General features: G+C 57.9%; 17 protein-coding genes. 10 read left to right on the forward strand and 7 right to left on the reverse strand.

Features of this window, described 5'->3' with window-relative positions:
* The first annotated feature begins 13 nt into the window (after positions 1 to 13).
* Both VJ956_RS02430 and VJ956_RS02435 read left to right on the forward strand, forming a co-directional pair.
* Positions 14 to 1,588, forward strand: coding sequence for a diguanylate cyclase (locus tag VJ956_RS02430; RefSeq protein WP_324081235.1), 1,575 nt, complete (start codon positions 14 to 16; stop codon positions 1,586 to 1,588).
* Between the two features lie 19 nt (positions 1,589 to 1,607).
* Complete coding sequence (locus tag VJ956_RS02435) at positions 1,608 to 2,894, forward strand: serine hydrolase domain-containing protein (protein ID WP_324081288.1); 1,287 nt, start codon at positions 1,608 to 1,610, stop codon at positions 2,892 to 2,894.
* A 78-nt stretch (positions 2,895 to 2,972) separates the two neighbouring features.
* Here VJ956_RS02435 and VJ956_RS02440 read toward each other — a convergent pair whose 3' ends face one another.
* The 3 genes from VJ956_RS02440 to VJ956_RS02450 form a co-directional block, all read right to left on the reverse strand.
* Positions 2,973 to 3,317, reverse strand: a complete 345-nt coding sequence (locus tag VJ956_RS02440; RefSeq protein ID WP_324081237.1) for a hypothetical protein — start codon at positions 3,315 to 3,317, stop codon at positions 2,973 to 2,975.
* Positions 3,318 to 3,553: 236 nt separating this feature from the next.
* Complete coding sequence (locus tag VJ956_RS02445) at positions 3,554 to 3,826, reverse strand: hypothetical protein (protein ID WP_324081239.1); 273 nt, start codon at positions 3,824 to 3,826, stop codon at positions 3,554 to 3,556.
* 297 nt (positions 3,827 to 4,123) lie between these two features.
* Positions 4,124 to 4,657 (reverse strand): hypothetical protein, encoded by a 534-nt coding sequence (locus VJ956_RS02450; RefSeq protein WP_324081241.1) that lies wholly within the window; start codon positions 4,655 to 4,657, stop codon positions 4,124 to 4,126.
* 151 nt (positions 4,658 to 4,808) lie between these two features.
* Here VJ956_RS02450 and queC point away from each other — a divergent pair, with 151 nt between their 5' ends.
* Positions 4,809 to 5,474 carry a 7-cyano-7-deazaguanine synthase QueC gene (queC, locus tag VJ956_RS02455; RefSeq protein WP_324081244.1) on the forward strand — a complete coding sequence of 222 codons (666 nt, stop codon included), beginning with the start codon at positions 4,809 to 4,811 and terminating at the stop codon, positions 5,472 to 5,474.
* Positions 5,474 to 6,130 carry a 7-carboxy-7-deazaguanine synthase gene (gene queE / locus VJ956_RS02460; RefSeq protein ID WP_324081247.1) on the forward strand — a complete coding sequence of 219 codons (657 nt, stop codon included), beginning with the start codon at positions 5,474 to 5,476 and terminating at the stop codon, positions 6,128 to 6,130. Before queC ends, queE begins: the two co-directional genes overlap by 1 nt.
* 21 nt (positions 6,131 to 6,151) lie before the next feature.
* Here the strand turns inward: queE and VJ956_RS02465 are convergent, their stop codons facing one another.
* A complete protein-coding gene (locus VJ956_RS02465) occupies positions 6,152 to 7,876 on the reverse strand; it encodes an ExeM/NucH family extracellular endonuclease (protein ID WP_324081248.1) in 1,725 nt (574 codons plus the stop codon).
* 44 nt (positions 7,877 to 7,920) lie between these two features.
* Positions 7,921 to 8,826: a helix-turn-helix transcriptional regulator gene (locus tag VJ956_RS02470; protein ID WP_324081250.1), complete on the reverse strand. Its 906-nt coding sequence runs from the start codon at positions 8,824 to 8,826 to the stop codon at positions 7,921 to 7,923.
* A gap of 318 nt (positions 8,827 to 9,144) precedes the next feature.
* On the opposite strand from VJ956_RS02470, the gene VJ956_RS02475 reads away from it, so the two are divergent.
* The 6 genes from VJ956_RS02475 to VJ956_RS02500 all read left to right on the forward strand — a co-directional run bounded on the left by VJ956_RS02475 (position 9,145) and on the right by VJ956_RS02500 (position 15,924).
* Complete coding sequence (locus VJ956_RS02475; protein ID WP_324081252.1) at positions 9,145 to 10,434, forward strand: MFS transporter; 1,290 nt, start codon at positions 9,145 to 9,147, stop codon at positions 10,432 to 10,434.
* 123 nt (positions 10,435 to 10,557) lie between these two features.
* Positions 10,558 to 10,983, forward strand: coding sequence for a MarR family transcriptional regulator (locus tag VJ956_RS02480; RefSeq protein WP_324081254.1), 426 nt, complete (start codon positions 10,558 to 10,560; stop codon positions 10,981 to 10,983).
* A gap of 30 nt (positions 10,984 to 11,013) precedes the next feature.
* The gene (locus VJ956_RS02485) at positions 11,014 to 12,459 is read left to right on the forward strand and encodes a DHA2 family efflux MFS transporter permease subunit (protein ID WP_324081255.1); all 1,446 of its coding nucleotides are present in this window, start codon (positions 11,014 to 11,016) and stop codon (positions 12,457 to 12,459) included.
* Between the two features lie 21 nt (positions 12,460 to 12,480).
* Positions 12,481 to 13,551, forward strand: coding sequence for a L,D-transpeptidase family protein (locus VJ956_RS02490; protein ID WP_324081257.1), 1,071 nt, complete (start codon positions 12,481 to 12,483; stop codon positions 13,549 to 13,551).
* Positions 13,552 to 13,663: 112 nt separating this feature from the next.
* Entirely contained in the window at positions 13,664 to 15,160 is a 1,497-nt protein-coding gene (locus tag VJ956_RS02495) for a nodulation protein NfeD (protein ID WP_324081259.1), read from the forward strand.
* Complete coding sequence (locus VJ956_RS02500) at positions 15,157 to 15,924, forward strand: slipin family protein (RefSeq protein WP_324081261.1); 768 nt, start codon at positions 15,157 to 15,159, stop codon at positions 15,922 to 15,924. The genes VJ956_RS02495 and VJ956_RS02500 overlap by 4 nt, the downstream gene beginning before the upstream one ends.
* 60 nt (positions 15,925 to 15,984) lie before the next feature.
* On the opposite strand, the gene VJ956_RS02505 is transcribed toward VJ956_RS02500, so the two are convergent.
* Complete coding sequence (locus VJ956_RS02505; RefSeq protein WP_324081263.1) at positions 15,985 to 16,269, reverse strand: Lpp/OprI family alanine-zipper lipoprotein; 285 nt, start codon at positions 16,267 to 16,269, stop codon at positions 15,985 to 15,987.
* Positions 16,270 to 16,495: 226 nt separating this feature from the next.
* Positions 16,496 to 16,951 carry a L,D-transpeptidase family protein gene (locus VJ956_RS02510; RefSeq protein ID WP_414674368.1) on the reverse strand — a complete coding sequence of 152 codons (456 nt, stop codon included), beginning with the start codon at positions 16,949 to 16,951 and terminating at the stop codon, positions 16,496 to 16,498.
* Positions 16,952 to 16,989 lie beyond the last annotated feature (38 nt).

Consider the following 16,989-nt stretch of genomic DNA (forward strand, 5'->3'; position numbering starts at 1 on the left):
GGAGAAGTTGTTCATGGAAAGAGTCAGGGACCGTCACACTCCCCTCAAGCGTGCGCTATGGCTCGCGCTGTCCTATCTCCTTGTAGGCTGGATCTGGATTGCTTTTTCTGACGCTCTGGTTGCACGGTGGTTTCAGGACCCGCAGGCCCTTAACGTTGCCCAGACCTGGAAGGGGGGGCTGTTTGTCCTGGTTACCGGTATTTTCCTGTTCGTAATGATTTACCGCCAGCTCAGCCATGACCGGACCCTGTTGTCACTTCATGCCAAACAGCGTGAGGAAATCCTGCGGCTGAACAATTTCCGGGAAAAAGTGATTGATCAGGCCCGTTTCTGGATCAATGTGTTGGATCTGGATGGTCGTATTGTGCTCTGGAACAGGGCTGCAGAGGAGATTACCGGGTACAGTCGGGACGAGGTGATGAATTCCGACAAGGTCTGGGAACTGATGTATCCGGATCCGGAAGTCAGGGAGAAGATTCTCGCGAAAGTGGCCGAGCTGCTCAGGGATGAAGACGCACTGGCGGGGTTTGAAACCACCATTCTGACCAAGCAGGGCCACGAGCGTGTTATTTCCTGGTACACCAGCAGTCTGAAGGGCGCTGACGGAGAGCCATCCGGCACGATTGCCATAGGTCAGGATGTTACCGACATCCGTGATGCAGAAAATATGATTCGTCGCCGGGAACGGCAACTCATCACGTTAATGGACAATTTGCCGGGCCTGGCGTACCGGTGTCTTTACGATGAGCACTGGACCATGAAATTTGTCTCCAATGGCTGCGCTGACCTGACGGGTTATACACCGGATGAACTGATCGACAACCGTGTGACCAGTTACGCGGCCCTTATCCGTAACGATCAGAATGATCGCCTGGTCGGGGAGGTGGAAGCAGCCATTGGCAGCGCCGAACTCTTTTCGCTTGAATATCCTATAGAGCGCAAGGATGGTCAGGAAATCTGGGTCTGGGAAAGAGGCAGGGCCGTTGTCGACGAGGAGGAGCTTGTCCTTGAGGGCATTATCATCGACATTACGGACCGTAAACTCCTGGAAGACGAGCTATCCGAAAGGGCCACTCGCGATGCCCTGACCGGCTTGCTGGATCGCCGTGAAGCCACCCGCCTGCTGGATGAGGAAATTAGCCGTGCCAGGCGTTATCAGCGTCCGCTTGCACTGTTATGGATTGATCTGGACCATTTCAAGCAGGTTAACGATAAAATGGGGCATATGGCAGGCGATGCCGTACTTCGCGGGCTCAGCCAGCTGTTGTCGACGAAGGTGCGCCAGGTGGATCTGGTGAGCAGGTTCGGTGGCGAAGAGTTTGTTGTGGTGTTGCCGGAAATGGATGCCGCTCAGGCGGAGCAGAGCGCCGAACGGCTGCGGCAACTGGTTGAGTCAATACCGCTGCAACTGGATGGCGACCGCTCGGTCAGTCTGACCATGAGTGTGGGTGTTGCGGTTTATCCGGACCACGGTGAGGATGCCCCACAACTGATCGCCGCCGCTGACAGAGCCATGTACCGGGCCAAGGCTGCGGGCCGTAACCGGGTTGTCATGGCATCGTCGGAGACAGCCGGCACCGCTTTTTAAACCAGACACAGGTTGAATGATGCATCGAATTGCCCGTCGTGCCTTACATACATCGCTGATTCCCCGGGATCTTTCCACGGTAACCCATTGCGATGCAGGGGCTGAAAAACCCGAGCTGGCAGGTGTCAGCAGGACCGTCGTCGATGATGTCTGGAAAAGTGCCGAGCGCCTCTACCGGACCGGAGTTTACCCCGGCCTTCAGTTGTCCGTCCGTCACCGGGGTGAGCAGGTTATCCATCGCGCCATTGGTCATGCCCGTGGCAATGGCCCCAACGACCCTGCAGATGCACCCAAGGTTCCGCTTACGACAGAGACACCCATCTGTTATTTTTCCGCGTCGAAAGCCGTTACTGCCATGCTGATTCATATACTGGCCGAGAAGGGCCTGGTGAATCTGATGGATCCGGTCTGCTATTACTGTCCGGAATTTGCCCAGAATGGTAAACGAACCATCACGGTTCATCAGATTCTGTCCCACCGGGGCGGGATCCCGGCGATTCCCAGGGAAACACCCATCGATGTGCTGTGGAACCGCGAAGAGATCTGGCGACTGCTCTGTGAGGCCAGACCAGTAGAGGTTGACGGTGCCAAGGTGGCTTATCACGCAGTAACCGGTGGATTTGTTCTGCAGCGGGTACTGGAGAAAGTCACCGGTGACACCATCGAGGCCTTCATTGACCGTTACCTGCGCAAGCCGATGGGGATGCGCTGGTTCACTTATGGCATCCGCTCCGAGCACGCCAGCGAGCTGGCGGAGAACTATGCTACCGGGCCCACGCCCCGGTTTCCGGTGAGCTGGATTGTGCGCCGGGCTTTGGGTGGGGATATCAACACGGTTGAAAATGTGGTTAATGACCCGCGCTTTCAGGAAGCAGTGATTCCAGCGGGGAATCTTTGCGGTACGGCGGAGGAAATGGGACGGTTTTTCCAGATGCTGCTGAGCGGCGGAATCTGGCAGGGCAGGCGCATCTGCAGTGAACTCACCGTCAGACGGGCAATACAGCAGTTCGGGTCGCTGCAGATCGACCGCACCATGATGATTCCCATGCGTTTCAGTGCCGGTATGATGCTGGGCGGTAGTCCGTTCGGGCTCTGGGGTCAGCAAAGTGACCAGGCCTTCGGGCATATCGGACTGATCAACAAGCTCTGCTGGGCGGACGCCGCGCGGGATATTTCGGTCACCCTGCTGACTACCGGTATACCGATAGTGGGCCATCACATACCGGCGCTGGCGCACTTTGTCTACACCGTTTGCGACCGGTTTCCAGTGTTACCGGCACATCAGCGGCCGGTCATAGCCGCCTGACGTAGTCGGTCCGGTTAATTCGCCGATCTCATGAGCCCTGCAAGCCTTGCCGGCAATGTTGCGTCGGCTCTCCAGGTTTCAGAGAGTCTGCAGCTGTCCCTCGAGGATTCCCAGCACCGACGACAGAATGTCGCGAAAATCGGTCAGGGTCTGGGTCCGCTGAATCACCTCTTCGCGTTGTTCATCCAGCCGTTCCAGCTTGGGGACAACCCGCCGGATACCCTCGGTAATAACTTCGTAAGGATAATGGTGGTCCATCACGCTGAGCTTGTTCATCTCTGCCACTTCCTGGCTCAGAATGCTGATAATGTCGTAAAACATGTCTTTATGTTGAATGCTGCTGGCTTCCCAGTAGGCATCGTCGAGAAGCTCCAGCAGCGACTGGTATTCCCGCAATGTATCGGCAACAGAAGTCTGACGCATAATTTGAAGTTCCGCCTTTCAGGACATAAGTGGCGATAAGCTTGCCAGCAATTCGATAAGGGGAGTATAGCAGGCAAAAGGAGGGGCAATGGGGAGCCGGAAATCTGTTGTGCCCTCGTTTGTCATGATTGAAGGCTTGGTGATCAAAAGCCTCGGCAGAAGCTGGTGGGCGTTGGCGGTAACGGCCTTCCCGGGATCTGGAGCGCAGACCCCGGGAGCCGGAACCCGGATTACCGCTAGGCAACCTGGCGTGCAATCCACGAATCGTAACGGTTGGCCAGAGCCCGGACGTAACGGGCTTCGGCTTCGCTCATTTTTGCCACTACCCCGTTCAGAATCCAGCCACGTTCATACAGCCCCAGAACCCTCTGCTCGTCGTTCAGGTTCACCCGCTGGTTGAACTTCTTGCAGATGGCGTCCAGTAAAGGGCGCTTTTCGGGGCAGCGGATCGGGGCCGGGCTGTTCCCGACCGGATTATTTGAAGTTCTGCGTGCGTTGGATTTCTTCATAGTGCCCTCCTTGAAACAGAAAACCCCGGTGCCTGTGCGACCGGGGTCTTCGGAGAAGCTATCCCGGCCGCTGAATCAGCTCCGGGAATGACCAGGAACTGTCAGCTGCGAATTACCATTGCCTCAACAGGCATACGGGCACTGGCCTTGTTTGCATGTGTGATTGGCATCTGGCTTTTCAAAAGCTCCATCGTGAGTTCCTGGTAGAAAATTGGCGGTTACAGTTCAAGTGTATGGACTGTCAGAATGTTTGCAAGGGGGAAGCGCATGATCAGACCGCCAGCGGGTCATTTTTTCTCAGGAACCACCCAGATTGACCCGGGTATTCTGCTCCGGTCCCACCCCCATGATCTCTTGCCAGGTCTTGTGCAGGATCAGGGCATCGTTAGCAGCGCGGTGGACAGGCAGGCCCAGGTTGCCGATAACCGCCTGGCGGAACTCGGACCAGTGCTGTATCTGCTCTGCATCCAGCAGCATGGAAATGGACTCAAGCTGGAATTGCGGGCGGATGGCGGCGGTTTTATACAGGCGATGAAGCCAGAAACTGTCAAACGCCCAGGCATCGCAGAATACCTGCCCGGCCAACAGCCTGTTGAGGGCACTGGCGACCTCGGAAACAGGTCTGCCTTCACGCTTGAGTCTGTCCCGGGATATGCCGTGGATCCGCTCGGCGCTTTCTGACCAGTCGAGCCAGAGTACGTGGGGCTGGATCAACCAGCTGTGCAGCTGACCGTCGGGCATACACACGCCTACCTCAATCGGGTAGCCGGCAATCAGATCAAGGCTGGACGCCTCGAAGTCGATAAAAGCTGGGCAGATATTATTTTTCATTATGTCGTTGTTGTTTTGAATCCGTTGCCAGAGTTTAGCCCCCTGTTGCGCCAGACGCGAACCCGGACGGGTATTACCCTGTTACAATATGTTCAGGCAGTGTAATGAAGGCGCCTGCCATTCGCCGATGCGCAATTACCGGAATGGATTGATGATCAGAACCGTTGTAGTGATTTATTCGGGGGGTATGGACTCCTTTACCCTGCTCCATAGGGCGCTGGCCCAGGGGCATGCGGTTCATGCCCTGTCTTTTGACTACGGCCAGCGCCATGTTCGTGAACTGGATTGTGCGCGGCAGGTCTGCCGGGCCCTGGCCATACCTCATCAGGTTATTGATATCCGTGCACTCGGCGGCGTTATGGCCGGCTCCGCGCTGACCTCGGAGCTCCCGGTGCCGGAAGGTCATTACCAGGAAGACAGCATGAAGGCAACGGTGGTGCCCAACCGCAACATGATCCTGCTTTCCCTGGCAACCGGTTATGCGGTCACCGTTGAGGCGGATGCGGTCTGGTATGGTGCCCATGGCGGTGATCATGCCATCTATCCGGATTGTCGCCCGGAATTTGTCGAGAAAATGGACGCCGTCTGTCGTGTTGCCAATTACCAGCCCGTTGCCATCGAGGCTCCGTTCATGGGCTCTGACAAGGCCCGCATCCTGTCAGAGGGCCTGAAGCTCGGTCTTGACTATGGTCAGAGCTGGACCTGCTACAACGGTCGTGAACGTGCCTGTGGTCGCTGTGGTTCCTGTGTCGAGCGGCTTGAAGCCTTTGCCGCCAACGGGGTCACCGATCCGTTGCAGTACGAGGTTGCAGGCTGATGTACCGGGTCAAGGAAGCGTTTTACACCCTCCAGGGCGAAGGTGCGCAGGCAGGACGGGCTGCGGTGTTCTGCCGTTTCAGCAAGTGCAATCTCTGGACTGGCCGGGAACAGGACCGCGCCAGTGCCATCTGTAATTTCTGTGATACCGATTTCGTCGGAACCGACGGCCAGAACGGCGGGCGTTTTGAGTCCGCCGAAGCTCTGGCTGGCCACCTCAGAAAGCTGTGGCCTGATCAGCCGGGCGCGCCTTACGTGGTCTGTACCGGTGGTGAACCCCTGTTGCAGCTTGATGACCCACTGGTGGATGCCCTTCATGCCGCTGGCTTTGCCGTCGGCGTTGAGACCAACGGCACCCTGCCGCCGCCAGCGGGTATTGACTGGCTCTGTGTGAGCCCGAAAGCCAATGCGCCGGTGGTGATTGAACAGTGTGACGAGCTGAAGCTGGTTTATCCGCAATCCCTGGCCATGCCTGAGCGCTTCACCGGTATCAAAGCCACGCATTTTTTTCTGTCGCCGATGGCATCGCCCACGGTAACCGGGGCAGAAAACGATCCGGTGAAACAGAGCAATACCCGCAAGGCGACCGATTACTGCCTGGCCAACCCCCGCTGGCGACTTACCCTGCAGATGCACAAGATCATTGGCATCGACTGATAACAGTGACAGTGCCTTTAGTCAGAGGGCGAGATCGGTATAGACAGGATCGTGGTCTGACGAGCGCCAGGGTTCATCTGCCGGCGCGGAGAGGGGCCCCCGGTAACCGATCGCGGGAAATTCTGCAGCGTTGATTTGCCAGGCGCCGGCATCCACGACGTAACCGAGCAGTTGTGCAGAGCCCAGGCTGTAATCCAGGCTGCCTTTTCGGCCCTGATAGCGAAAAGTAGTCTGGGGGCAGTCCCCGGGTTTGCAGTCATGGCGGGTGCGGATCAGGTTGGTCAGTCCGGCCTGTTCGAGGCGCTGCAGCGGCCACTCGCGGGCATAGCTGTTGAGGTCGCCGGTGACCAGGGTACCTGCGAAATTTCCGGGCTCTGATAGTGAGTCCAGCCAGCCTGCCAGCTCGTCTGCGGCTTCAGAACGATGCCTGGCAAAACACCCCTGGCCGTCCCGCTGGTCTTTATCGGCACCCGTGGCACCGCCGCAGGCTTTGGATTTCAGGTGCGGGACCACGATCCTGACAATGCGCCGGTGCTGATCGCCCAGGGGCTGAAACAGCTGGGCAACGGGGGGACGGCTGCCCTGGCCAAATGTCCCGCCGGTCAGTCGCAGCGGTGAACCCACCGTCCGTACCCGGTCTTCGCGGTACAGCAGGTCTGTGCGGATGGCGTCAGTGCCGGCACCGCCGGGTGTGGCCACAAACCGCCAGTGCGGACCCAGTGCCTTGGCAAGCTCTGCGATGGCGCTGTCGGAACCGTAGCCATCGTTTTCCAGCTCAGCAGCGGCAATGACGTCGGCATCCATGGCGGAGAGCGCCGCAACCACTCGCGAGACCTGAATTGCAAATTCCTGTCTGTTGCGGGCGCCCCGGCTGGTTCTGAAGTGACCGTCCCGGCCTTCGCCGTTGAAAAAATTACCGAGGTTGAGGGTGGCCACCCTCAGTGTCGTGGTGGCAGATCTCACTGGTGCTTGCGGGCGCGGTCCGTGCCGATACAGGTCGGGTTCGCTGGCAGGCTGAAGTCGCCAATGGCCAAACCGGTAATCCAGAATGCCGGACAGCCCGCTGATAAGGTCTCCCGCACGGACCGGAACACCCCCGGCCAGCCGGGTGGCCGGCCATGGCAGGGGGTCGGGGTTGCGGGTACTGCGGTTATCGTCCAGGCGCAGGCGGTTCAGTGCCTGCTTGTGCGCGAGATTCTGCGCTGCCTGGCCCGGTGCCAGCAGCTCGGTCGGGACTACCTGCTGCTGGTCGGCCAGAACCAGCTCGCCGAAGCGGGCAAACGAGTAATGACCGATAAGGGTCAGTGGCCGGCTCAGTGCGACCCGCATGTTTTCCAGATGTTCCGGCGGTTGCTGGTCAGGCCAGGGCAGTTGCACGGGAATGGGGGCAGGAAGCTGGCCGGAGCCGCAGAGGGTTATAGCGGAGACCCTGGTCAGTTCGGTGAGGTCATGATATTCCTTGACCCGACCGGTAACCCTTACCCGCATACCGACGCTACCTGCGGCCCGCCGGGTATAGATAAACAGCGCCTCCGAGGTGCGTGGGTCGGCATCGGTTTCGCCATCGGCCTGCTGCAGATAGAATCCGCCCCAGCCTCCCGGGGCGCGGGAATCCAGAGTGATTATTCCTTCCACGGTGACGGTCTGGCCGACCAGAGGGGACGAATGGCCGTGGCCCTGAATCTCCGACATTCCGAGAGCATCGTCACCGCAGCTCGCCCAGACCTTGCCGGAAACCGCCAGCACACCGACCAGCAGGCTGGTCAGCAGGTGGTAAGCCGGACCAGGAATCAGATCAGGCCTGCCACTGCTTTGATAGACCTCTCCCGGGCCGATTCACCAATACCCAGTTGTTCCTCGTTGACCAGTTCCAGTTGCTGGGTCATCGGGTCCGGATGCTGATGGTCAGAGCCCAGTCCCATCCGGGCCAGGAGGTAAGGTGCCAGGGCGGCGCGGGTGTTGAGTCCAAGGCGCTGGTCCTGCATACCATAGTCGGCGGCAACGATGCTCTGCTGGTCAGCATTTAACCGGCTGTCCGGCATCACCAGAATGGTAATCTTGCGGTTCCAGTCGTCGTCTTTGCCCGAGCCATTGCGACTGCGCTGGCGCAGAAGTTCCGGGTTGCCCCGGAAGCGGCTCAGGGCAAAATCGCGGAACTCACGGTTTTTGTCGCACCAGGCCCGCAAGTGCCAGCTGTTGCCGACACAGACCAGGGTGTGGGGTTCGAGTGTCTGCTGTTGAACACGGGCAGGGCTCAGCGAGGCGTACTCGGCTTTCAGAACCCGCCCCTGGCGGGTTGCTGCAATCACAGCGCGCATGACTTCAGGCCGGATTATCCGCTGGGGGCCGCGCACAATGGTGCTTTCCGCGACGCTCAGATCCAGCGAGTCAAAGGTGTTGCTGAGGCTGTCCTGCCGCGCCAACAGGTCCTGATACTCCGAGATCTGGCCGGTAGTGACTTTGGGCCGGAAATGGGCGCTGGGCACATATCCCTTGAGGTGGCGGTCATAAACCAGATTGTCTGGTCCCAGTTCCCTCAGGTAGGTGTTAATGTCTTTCGAAGCCTGCTGACGACCGATACCAAAGCTATGGCAGATGTGATTTGTGGTGAGACGTCCTTCCCAAAATGCAACAATCTCTATCAGTCGGTAGCGAAGCAACAGATCCCATCTAATGGGCCAGTCCGTTTTTTTCATACCCAGACGCTCATGATTGGCGTGAATTGCATCAAGCGATTTACATCATTTTATATTCAGGCCGCCAGGTAGTTGCAGTTCAGATTCATCATTTTGCCCCTGATCGTTCCGTGGTCTGTTACGTGGCCTTGATATGAAAATATGTTAATTCAGAGCCCACTAACCCGCAAGCAGTAACGAGAATTTCGGCAAATGCTTACAGGCGGAGTCTGGTGTGGAACCGGCGGCACTGTTTTAATTTACACTGTAGTCATCTTCCGGTGCTGCATTGATATTCTATAATCCCTTCATCATTCACCGAGCCCCGGAGCCCGCCAGATGACCCGCACGGTCACTTCGCTGTCTGCCCTGATTCTGAGTATTGTTCTGCTGGTCAGTGGCAATGCCTTCCTGATGACTCTGCTGGGTGTGCGCCTGAGTATTGAATCCGTTTCCGCAGACATCATAGGCTGGATTCTGGTCTGTTATTCCATCGGTTTTGTGCTGGGCACCCTATACGTTAACCGAATTATAAGCCGGGTTGGCCATATTCGCACATTCGCCGCTTTTGCTGCGATGGCGGCGGTCTGCGCACTGCTTTATCCGATGGCAGTGTCGGAGCCCTTGTGGGCGCTTTTACGGGTGCTGTCCGGTTTCAGCGCAGCCAGCGTGTTAGTGGTTATCGAGAGCTGGTTCAGCAGCCGGGCGACCAACGCCAACCGCGGCACACTGTTCGCGGTCTATCAGATCGTTTTCTACTCCTCAGTAGCCGGCGGACAGTTACTGATCAATGTGGGGGAACCTTCCTCTTTTGTCCCATTTTCGCTGGCGGCGACACTATTGACGGTTGCTCTGATCCCGCTGGCGCTGACCCGCATGGAGGCGCCGGCCGTTGAAGCAATCGAGCGGTTATCGTTTCTCACGCTTGCACGGGAATCCTTTACCGGAGTGTCCGGGGCACTTGTCTGTGGTGCCCTGATCGGCTCTTTTTATGCCCTCGGCCCTGTTTATGCGTCCTTGGCCGGACTGGAAGTCAGTGGTATTTCCACGTTTATGGCCAGCGCCATCATTGCCGCCATGATCCTGGCCTGGCCCATGGGCCGGCTCTGTGACCTGTTCGACCGTCGTCGCGTCATGTTCTGGGCGGCTTTGATGGCTGCGATTGCTGCTGTTCTGGTGGTTTTTTTCGGGGCCGGAAAGTTGTGGTTGCTGACACTGCTGGCGGGCCTGTTCACCGGCCTGTCGGCTGCGCTTTACCCGATTGCGGTGGCGATCACCAATGACCGCATGGCAAGTAACCGGATCGTTGCCGCCAGTGGCACACTGCTGCTCAGCTACGGTATTGGCAGTGTTATCGGTCCGATTGTGATGGCTCAGCTGGTGGCAATGCTCGGGCCCAATGGCCTTTTTATGGGCAGTGCGGGCTTTCTGGTGCTGCTGGCGGCCGCTACCCGCTACCGTATTGCCAGCACAGCCGATATTCCTGTGGCGGATCAGCAACACTTTATTCCGGCCATGCCGGAAAGCTCCACGGCGCTGGTTGAAATCGACCCCCGCAATGAAGAGTTCCACGAGGTCAATGAAGAGACCCTGCCACCCCATGAACCCGAACCCGGTCGTAGTCATTAATAGTTTCCCATTCAGGTTGCCCGGCGTTTGCTTTTAATTACCATCTGTTTTAGAAGGAATCATTAGCTTACTATTGGTGCTTTCCGATGCTGAATAGTGCCTTTCCAGACTGGAGTGCCGAATATGAGAGCCGAGTTTCCTTTTGCTGTTGCCCGGGTAACCCGTCGCTGGCGCAAACTGCTAGATGAGCGGCTGAAAGATCTGGGTGTGACCCAGGCCCGGTGGACCACCATGTTCTATCTGCAGCGGGGCGGTGAAGGCCTGACCCAGCGCGAACTGGCAAAGTTGATGGCGATTGAAAACCCCACCCTGGTGCGGTTGCTCGACAGTCTTGAGCAACAGGATCTGATTGAGCGTCGCCCCTGCCCCAGGGATCGCCGCGCCCGCCGCCTGTACCTGACACCTGACGGAACGTCATTCATGAACATATTGAACGAGCGCGCCGCGGAACTTCGGGAACAGATGCTGGCAGGCCTGAGTGATAAAGAAATCAGCGATACAGTCGAGGTCTTCCACAGGATTCTGGATAACGCCGAACGTCAGCAATAGCTCTTTCTTGCGCCCGGATGCTGCAGACTCATGATCTCCACCGACAATACGGTAGCAGGCCTCAGGGCCCGGTACGGCGAGCGCTGGCGCTGGCTGGCAGTGGCAACAGTGATGCTCGGCACTATGGCAACGGTACTGAGTGCCACGGTCGTCAATGTTGCCCTGTACGATATCATGACGGAGTTCGGAATCCGTCAGGGTCAGGTTCACTGGCTGGCAACCGGTTTTATTGCCGCCATGACGACTACCATGCTGACCAGCAGTTGGCTGCTGGACCACTTCGGGCTGCGTACTACCCTGGGCACGGCTATGGCCCTGTTCAGCCTGGTATCGTTTGCAGGCGGATTTGCCAACAGCCCGGAACTGCTGATTCTGGCGCGGGTTGCCCAGGGCGCGCTGGCCGGCCTGATGCAGCCCATGGGAATGTATCTGGTGTTCCGCATTTTCCCGCGGGACCGTCGGGGACAGGCCATGGGTATCTATGGCATGGGGGTCATCCTTGCCCCGGCGCTGGGGCCGGTGCTGGGTGGTTTCCTGGTAGACCAGCTTGACTGGCGTTATGTGATGTTCGCTCCCGTTCCGGTGACCTTGCTGGGGGTATTGATGGCATGGCGGTTTCTGCCATTGCCGCCCGACCGCCCGCAACCCTACCGTTTTGACTTGCCCGGGCTGGTACTTCTGGGCCTGACGGTTGGCGTCAGTCTGGATGCGCTCAACCGGTTGCAGCACGGTGCGCTCGAGGGCCCATGGATTGCCGCGGAGGGCATGGCGGCGGTGGTGTTGCTGACACTGTTTGTGCGCCGTGAGCGGCGAACGCCCCATCCATTGCTCAGCATCACCCTGTTCCGGCGACGCAGTTTTCTGTTTGCCAATCTTGGCGCTGCGGCGCTGGGGCTTGCACTGTTTGGCTCAACCTATCTGGTGCCTTTGTTCGTGCAGACTGCCCTTGAATTTTCTGCGACCGAAGCGGGTCTGCTGATGTTGCCGGCCGGGCTGGCACTGGGTATGACTTTCCCGATTGCCGGCCGGCTGGCAGACCGGCGCAGTGCCCGCAGCCTGGTGCTATTCGGTATCGGAATGTTCGCATTGTCAGCGACACTGTTTGCGGTGTCTGATGTCACTCTGGGTTTCGGATGGCTCGCGCTCTGGACCGTATTCGGACGGGTTGGTCTGGGCTTCATGTTGCCTGCGCTCTCCACCGGCGCGCTCAACCCGCTGGAAGCCCATGAACTCGGCGCGGGTTCGAGCACTATTAACTTTACCCGGCAACTTGGCGGCGCTTTCGGTGTCAATCTGGTTGCCCTGACCATTGAGTTTGGCGAGCACAGTGGCGGCGTTCCCACCATCGGTGCATTCCATTCCGCCTGGTGGCTGGTGGCAACGTTTGTGCTGGTGGCAGCAATACCGGTCTCGAGGATGCGGACCAGGCGCTTGTTCTATGCCGACCGTCAGCAGACCGGTTATGATGGGGATTAGTGAAGTATCTGGAAACGTTGTATGGCGAATAAATTTCTGACGGCAGTGGTACTGACGACACTAATGGCTCCGGGTGTAAATCCCCTGTGGGCAAATGCCGGCAAAAACCCGGAAGCCCGGACGGGTGGGGACAAGATTGGTCAGGCTGAGCCGGATGCGGATCAGACTCCCCGCGTTCCGGTGTTCTCGATTGAAGGGGACCTGGCGGGTCAGCTGGCGGTGATAAAGGCCCGATACGAAGACACGTTTGCCGCAATCGGAAACCAGAACAGTCTGGGTTACCTTGAACTGGTCAAGGCTAATCCTGTTGTTGACCCCTGGCTGCCCGGCGAAGGGACCGTTATCACCCTGCCACGGCAGTACGTCCTGCCGGCTGTCGAACGCAAAGGCATTGTGATCAATCTGGCGGAATACCGCCTGTACTATTTCACTGGCGCCGGGGTTCAGGTCTATCCGGTAGGGGTGGGTACGGAAGAGAATCCGTCGCCGCTCACCGACGCCAGGGTAACCATGGCCCTTGAATCGCCGGCCTGGTACCCACCGGAAAGTATTCGCGCTGAATATGAAGCTAATGGGGAATATCTGCCCCGGATGATTCCGCCCGGGCCTGGCAACCCTCTGGGGACTCATGCGCTGATGCTGAGCGAGAGAGGTTACCTGATCCACGGTACCAATAAGCTTTTCGGTATCGGCATGCAGGTAAGTCACGGCTGTTTCCGGATGTACAACGAGGATATTTCCCGTTTTGTCTATGAAGTCAGCAAGGGCACGCCGGTGCGGGTCATTCGCGAGCCGGTGAAAATCGGGATGCGCGGCAACGAGATCTGGCTGGAAGTCCACCGCCAGCAGGAAGAGTATAGCGCTGAGGACCGCGAGGCTCTCTGGCACAGGGTGTCGGCCACCATTGAGGCATTTCGCGAGCAACGTCCCGGGGTTGAAATGCAGCGCAGCGCTATCGAGGAGGCTGTGAATCTGGCCGATGGCCTGCCCCGGATGATCGGTGAGCAGCTTACCCGGGTTGCGGGAGAAAGCGCCGGTCCGGGTCGCAGCACTCCGGACGGTAAGGGTATTCCCCAGCAACTCTGGTTCTGAACAGCTGGCTCTGAACTACCGCTTGTTTTTTCTGTCTGCCCTTAAGACCAGTAATTTCCGGATTCGTCCACTATGATGAATAGACAGACCGGAAACTGCACCCGGAGGATAGATGGCCCTGAACATGAATAATCTGCCCGGCCGAGTCAGGCATGCACGTCGGCTGTTTCTGTGGCTGACCCTGGCGCTGGCAGGGTTAACGCTCTTTCTCGGTTCAGTCCATCAGCATGTTAATGCCCAGCAGCCATCGGCCCCCACCGGCCTCGTTCTTACCATAGACGGGGCTATCGGTCCCGCCACCATGGATTATCTGATTCGCGGCATGGAGCGCGCCGAGGCAGACGGCGCCGAACTGGTGGTTGTCCGGATGGATACCCCGGGTGGACTGATGGAGTCCATGCGCGGGATCATCAAGAAGATGCTGGCTTCCGGAGTGCCGGTTGTTACCTGGGTTTCCCCAGCCGGGGCAAGGGCCGCAAGTGCTGGTACTTACCTGCTTTATGGCAGCCATGTTGCTGCCATGGCCCCTGCCACCCACCTGGGCTCGGCAACCCCGGTACAGATGGGCGGTCTTCCGGGTATGGACGAGCAACAGCCGGAAAATAATGACACAGAGGCCGAGAGCACAACGGACTCAGCGGCGGATCAGGATGCCCAGACGGATGCCGACGGGGAATCCGCAGAAAAGCGCCGGGGCGGAACCGCGATGGAACGCAAGGTTCTGGAAGATGCGGTCAGCTACATCCGCAGCCTCGCAGAGCGCCATGGACGCAATGGGGACTGGGCTGAAGAGGCGGTGCGCGAGGCGGTTAATCTGACCGCCGAAGAAGCGCTGGCGAGAAATGTGGTGGATGTGGTCGCGTCGAGTCTGCCAGAACTGATGGAGCAGGTCGATGGCCGCACCGTGGTCATGGCCGGTGGCGAACAAACCCTGAATACCCAGGACATTGAACTGGAGCGAGCAGATCCGGACTGGCGCACCAAACTGCTCTCGGTTATTACCGACCCCAACGTTGCCTACTTTCTGATGATCATCGGTTTTTACGGTATCGTTTTTGAACTGGCCAATCCGGGCTCCATTATCCCGGGCGTTATCGGGGCCATCTGCCTGATTCTCGCACTCTTTGCTTTCCAGGTGCTGTCGGTAAACTATGCAGGTCTTGCATTGATTCTGCTTGGTCTGGCGTTTATCGTCGGTGAGGCTTTCATGCCCAGCTTTGGGATTCTGGGGATCGGAGGCATAGTGGCGTTTGTGACGGGCTCCATTATCCTGATGGACGGCAGCAACCAGGATATCTCTTTACCAACCATCGGTGGCACGGCTGCCGTTGGTGCAGGGTTTATTCTCTGGACAGTCGTCCGGTTTGTCGGTTTACGACGACGACCACCCGTCACCGGTACGGAAAACAGCGCCCATCAGCGGGTGTCTGCGCTGGATGACTTTCAGCCTGATGATGGCCAGTATTTTGGCCATGTCCGCTTCAGCGGTGAGCGCTGGAATGCAGTCAGCAGCACGCCCGTGAATGCGGGTGACCATCTTGAGGTGAGCGCTGTCGAGGGGCTCACGGTATATGTGACCAGGGCGAAAGCTGAACAGGAGGCACGATGAATACAGGCGAACTGATTCCCTATATTGTCCCAGCGGTGATACTGCTGCTTATTCTGGGCGCGGCCATCAAGATTCTGCCCGAATACGAGCGGGGCGTGGTGTTCTTCCTGGGCCGGTTTCAGGGAGTAAAAGGTCCGGGGCTGATTGTTGTAATTCCCGCTATTCAGCAGATAGTCCGGGTGGACTTGCGGGTGATAACTCTCGACGTCCCAAGCCAGGATGTGATTTCCAGGGATAACGTGACGGTCAGAGTGAATGCGGTTCTGTACTTCCGTGTGGTTGATCCTGAGCGGGCCATTATCCGCGTAGAGGACTTCGGCTCGGCAACCAGTCAATTGGCCCAGACCACCCTTCGCTCCGTGCTGGGCAAGCACGATCTTGATGAAATGCTGTCGGAACGCGACAAGCTCAATTCAGACATTCAGGAAATCATCGATTCCCAGACCGAGGAATGGGGCATAAAGGTTGCGAACGTGGAAATCAAACACGTTGACCTGAACGAATCAATGATACGGGCCATTGCCCGCCAGGCTGAGGCTGAACGCGAACGGCGCGCCAAGGTTATCCACGCTGAGGGTGAACTCCAGGCCTCGAAGAAGCTGGTGGAGGCAGCCGACGTGATGTCAACCAACTCCGGGGCCATGCAGCTTCGCTACATGCAGACGCTGGCCGATATGAGCAACAGCAACTCGTCTACCATCGTATTCCCTCTCCCCATCGAGATGATGTCCACCTTCATGGACAAGCCAAAGCGGGAAGAGTAACTGTCCAGAAAGAAGAAAGGCCGGCAGATGCCGGCCTTCTTCGTAGCAGAACACCCAGCCTTATTTCTGGCTGGCACGCTCGAGCATACGCTTGGCACGCTCGTTCGCTTCATTAGCAGCTTTCTGAGCCGCTTTTGCTGCCGCCAGAGCTTCGTCAGCTGTCTGCTGGGCAGAACGGGCTGCGCTGGAAGCGCTGTTCGCGGTGTTCAGTGCATTGTCAGCGGTTTGCTCTGCAGACATTGCGGTTGCATTTGCATCTTCGATGGCACCCTGATCATTGGTTGATGCACAACCTGCGGTCAGTACGGTGGCCAGGGCAAATCCTGCAATTGTAATTTTACGCATTCATTATTCCTCTTGTCGGTCGTCTTGTTTTCTGGTTTCCAGAAGTCTGGACTGTACACGTCCTGTAAAAACGGGTCCGACGGCCAACAGCCACCGGAGTCGTTAAACAGTGTAAAACACTCTGGACGTAGTTGTTAACCAAGCATAAGTAAAATTGCGTGTCTCATGACGCGAAAGTAATGGAACCGGCGACCTTGAAACCGGCTGACGGCCCCCCTGGAATGAATCAGGGCAGAATCCGGATCGGTGTCCCGTCGGCAACCAGATCCCAGATTTCGTCCATTTCCTCGTTGCTGACCGCAATGCAGCCGTCGGTCCAGTCCAGTCCCAGATAGGCGAATGCCATGTCCCCGACATCGTTGGGCAGTCCATGAATCATGATGCTTCCGCCAGGATCAAGTCCCCATGCGGACGCCAGTTCCAGGTCTTTCTCATTGGGATAGGAAATATGTATTGATTTGTAAAAGTCGCTGTATGGGTTACGCCAGTCAAGGGTGTATTTTCCCTCGGGGGTGCGCTGGTCGCCCTCATAGAGTTTATGCCCGGCCGGATTGGCACCGAGCCCGACACGATAGCTGCGGATAATCCGGTCGCCGGCCAGCAAGTACAGCCTTCTTTCCTTCTTTCTGACCAGAACCTCACTCACCTTCGGGGTGGAATTACCCATAACCTCATCGACCATCGCCAGTTCTGTGGCCAGAACCGGTCGGCCTGCAAGTG

It is taken from the genome of Marinobacter sp. (genome assembly GCF_035268745.1).
In the GTDB taxonomy this organism is placed as follows: domain Bacteria; phylum Pseudomonadota; class Gammaproteobacteria; order Pseudomonadales; family Oleiphilaceae; genus Marinobacter.

Coding starts and splice junctions, on each gene's coding strand:
- VJ956_RS02430 (WP_324081235.1), top strand. CDS start 14: ATGGAAAGAGTCAGGGACCGTCACACTCCCCTCAAGCGTGCGCTATGG.
- VJ956_RS02435 (WP_324081288.1), top strand. CDS start 1,608: ATGCATCGAATTGCCCGTCGTGCCTTACATACATCGCTGATTCCCCGG.
- VJ956_RS02440 (WP_324081237.1), bottom strand. CDS start 3,317: ATGCGTCAGACTTCTGTTGCCGATACATTGCGGGAATACCAGTCGCTG.
- VJ956_RS02445 (WP_324081239.1), bottom strand. CDS start 3,826: ATGAAGAAATCCAACGCACGCAGAACTTCAAATAATCCGGTCGGGAAC.
- VJ956_RS02450 (WP_324081241.1), bottom strand. CDS start 4,657: ATGAAAAATAATATCTGCCCAGCTTTTATCGACTTCGAGGCGTCCAGC.
- queC (WP_324081244.1), top strand. CDS start 4,809: ATGATCAGAACCGTTGTAGTGATTTATTCGGGGGGTATGGACTCCTTT.
- queE (WP_324081247.1), top strand. CDS start 5,474: ATGTACCGGGTCAAGGAAGCGTTTTACACCCTCCAGGGCGAAGGTGCG.
- VJ956_RS02470 (WP_324081250.1), bottom strand. CDS start 8,826: ATGAAAAAAACGGACTGGCCCATTAGATGGGATCTGTTGCTTCGCTAC.
- VJ956_RS02475 (WP_324081252.1), top strand. CDS start 9,145: ATGACCCGCACGGTCACTTCGCTGTCTGCCCTGATTCTGAGTATTGTT.
- VJ956_RS02480 (WP_324081254.1), top strand. CDS start 10,558: ATGAGAGCCGAGTTTCCTTTTGCTGTTGCCCGGGTAACCCGTCGCTGG.
- VJ956_RS02485 (WP_324081255.1), top strand. CDS start 11,014: ATGATCTCCACCGACAATACGGTAGCAGGCCTCAGGGCCCGGTACGGC.
- VJ956_RS02490 (WP_324081257.1), top strand. CDS start 12,481: ATGGCGAATAAATTTCTGACGGCAGTGGTACTGACGACACTAATGGCT.
- VJ956_RS02495 (WP_324081259.1), top strand. CDS start 13,664: ATGGCCCTGAACATGAATAATCTGCCCGGCCGAGTCAGGCATGCACGT.
- VJ956_RS02500 (WP_324081261.1), top strand. CDS start 15,157: ATGAATACAGGCGAACTGATTCCCTATATTGTCCCAGCGGTGATACTG.
- VJ956_RS02505 (WP_324081263.1), bottom strand. CDS start 16,269: ATGCGTAAAATTACAATTGCAGGATTTGCCCTGGCCACCGTACTGACC.
- VJ956_RS02510 (WP_414674368.1), bottom strand. CDS start 16,951: ATGGTCGATGAGGTTATGGGTAATTCCACCCCGAAGGTGAGTGAGGTT.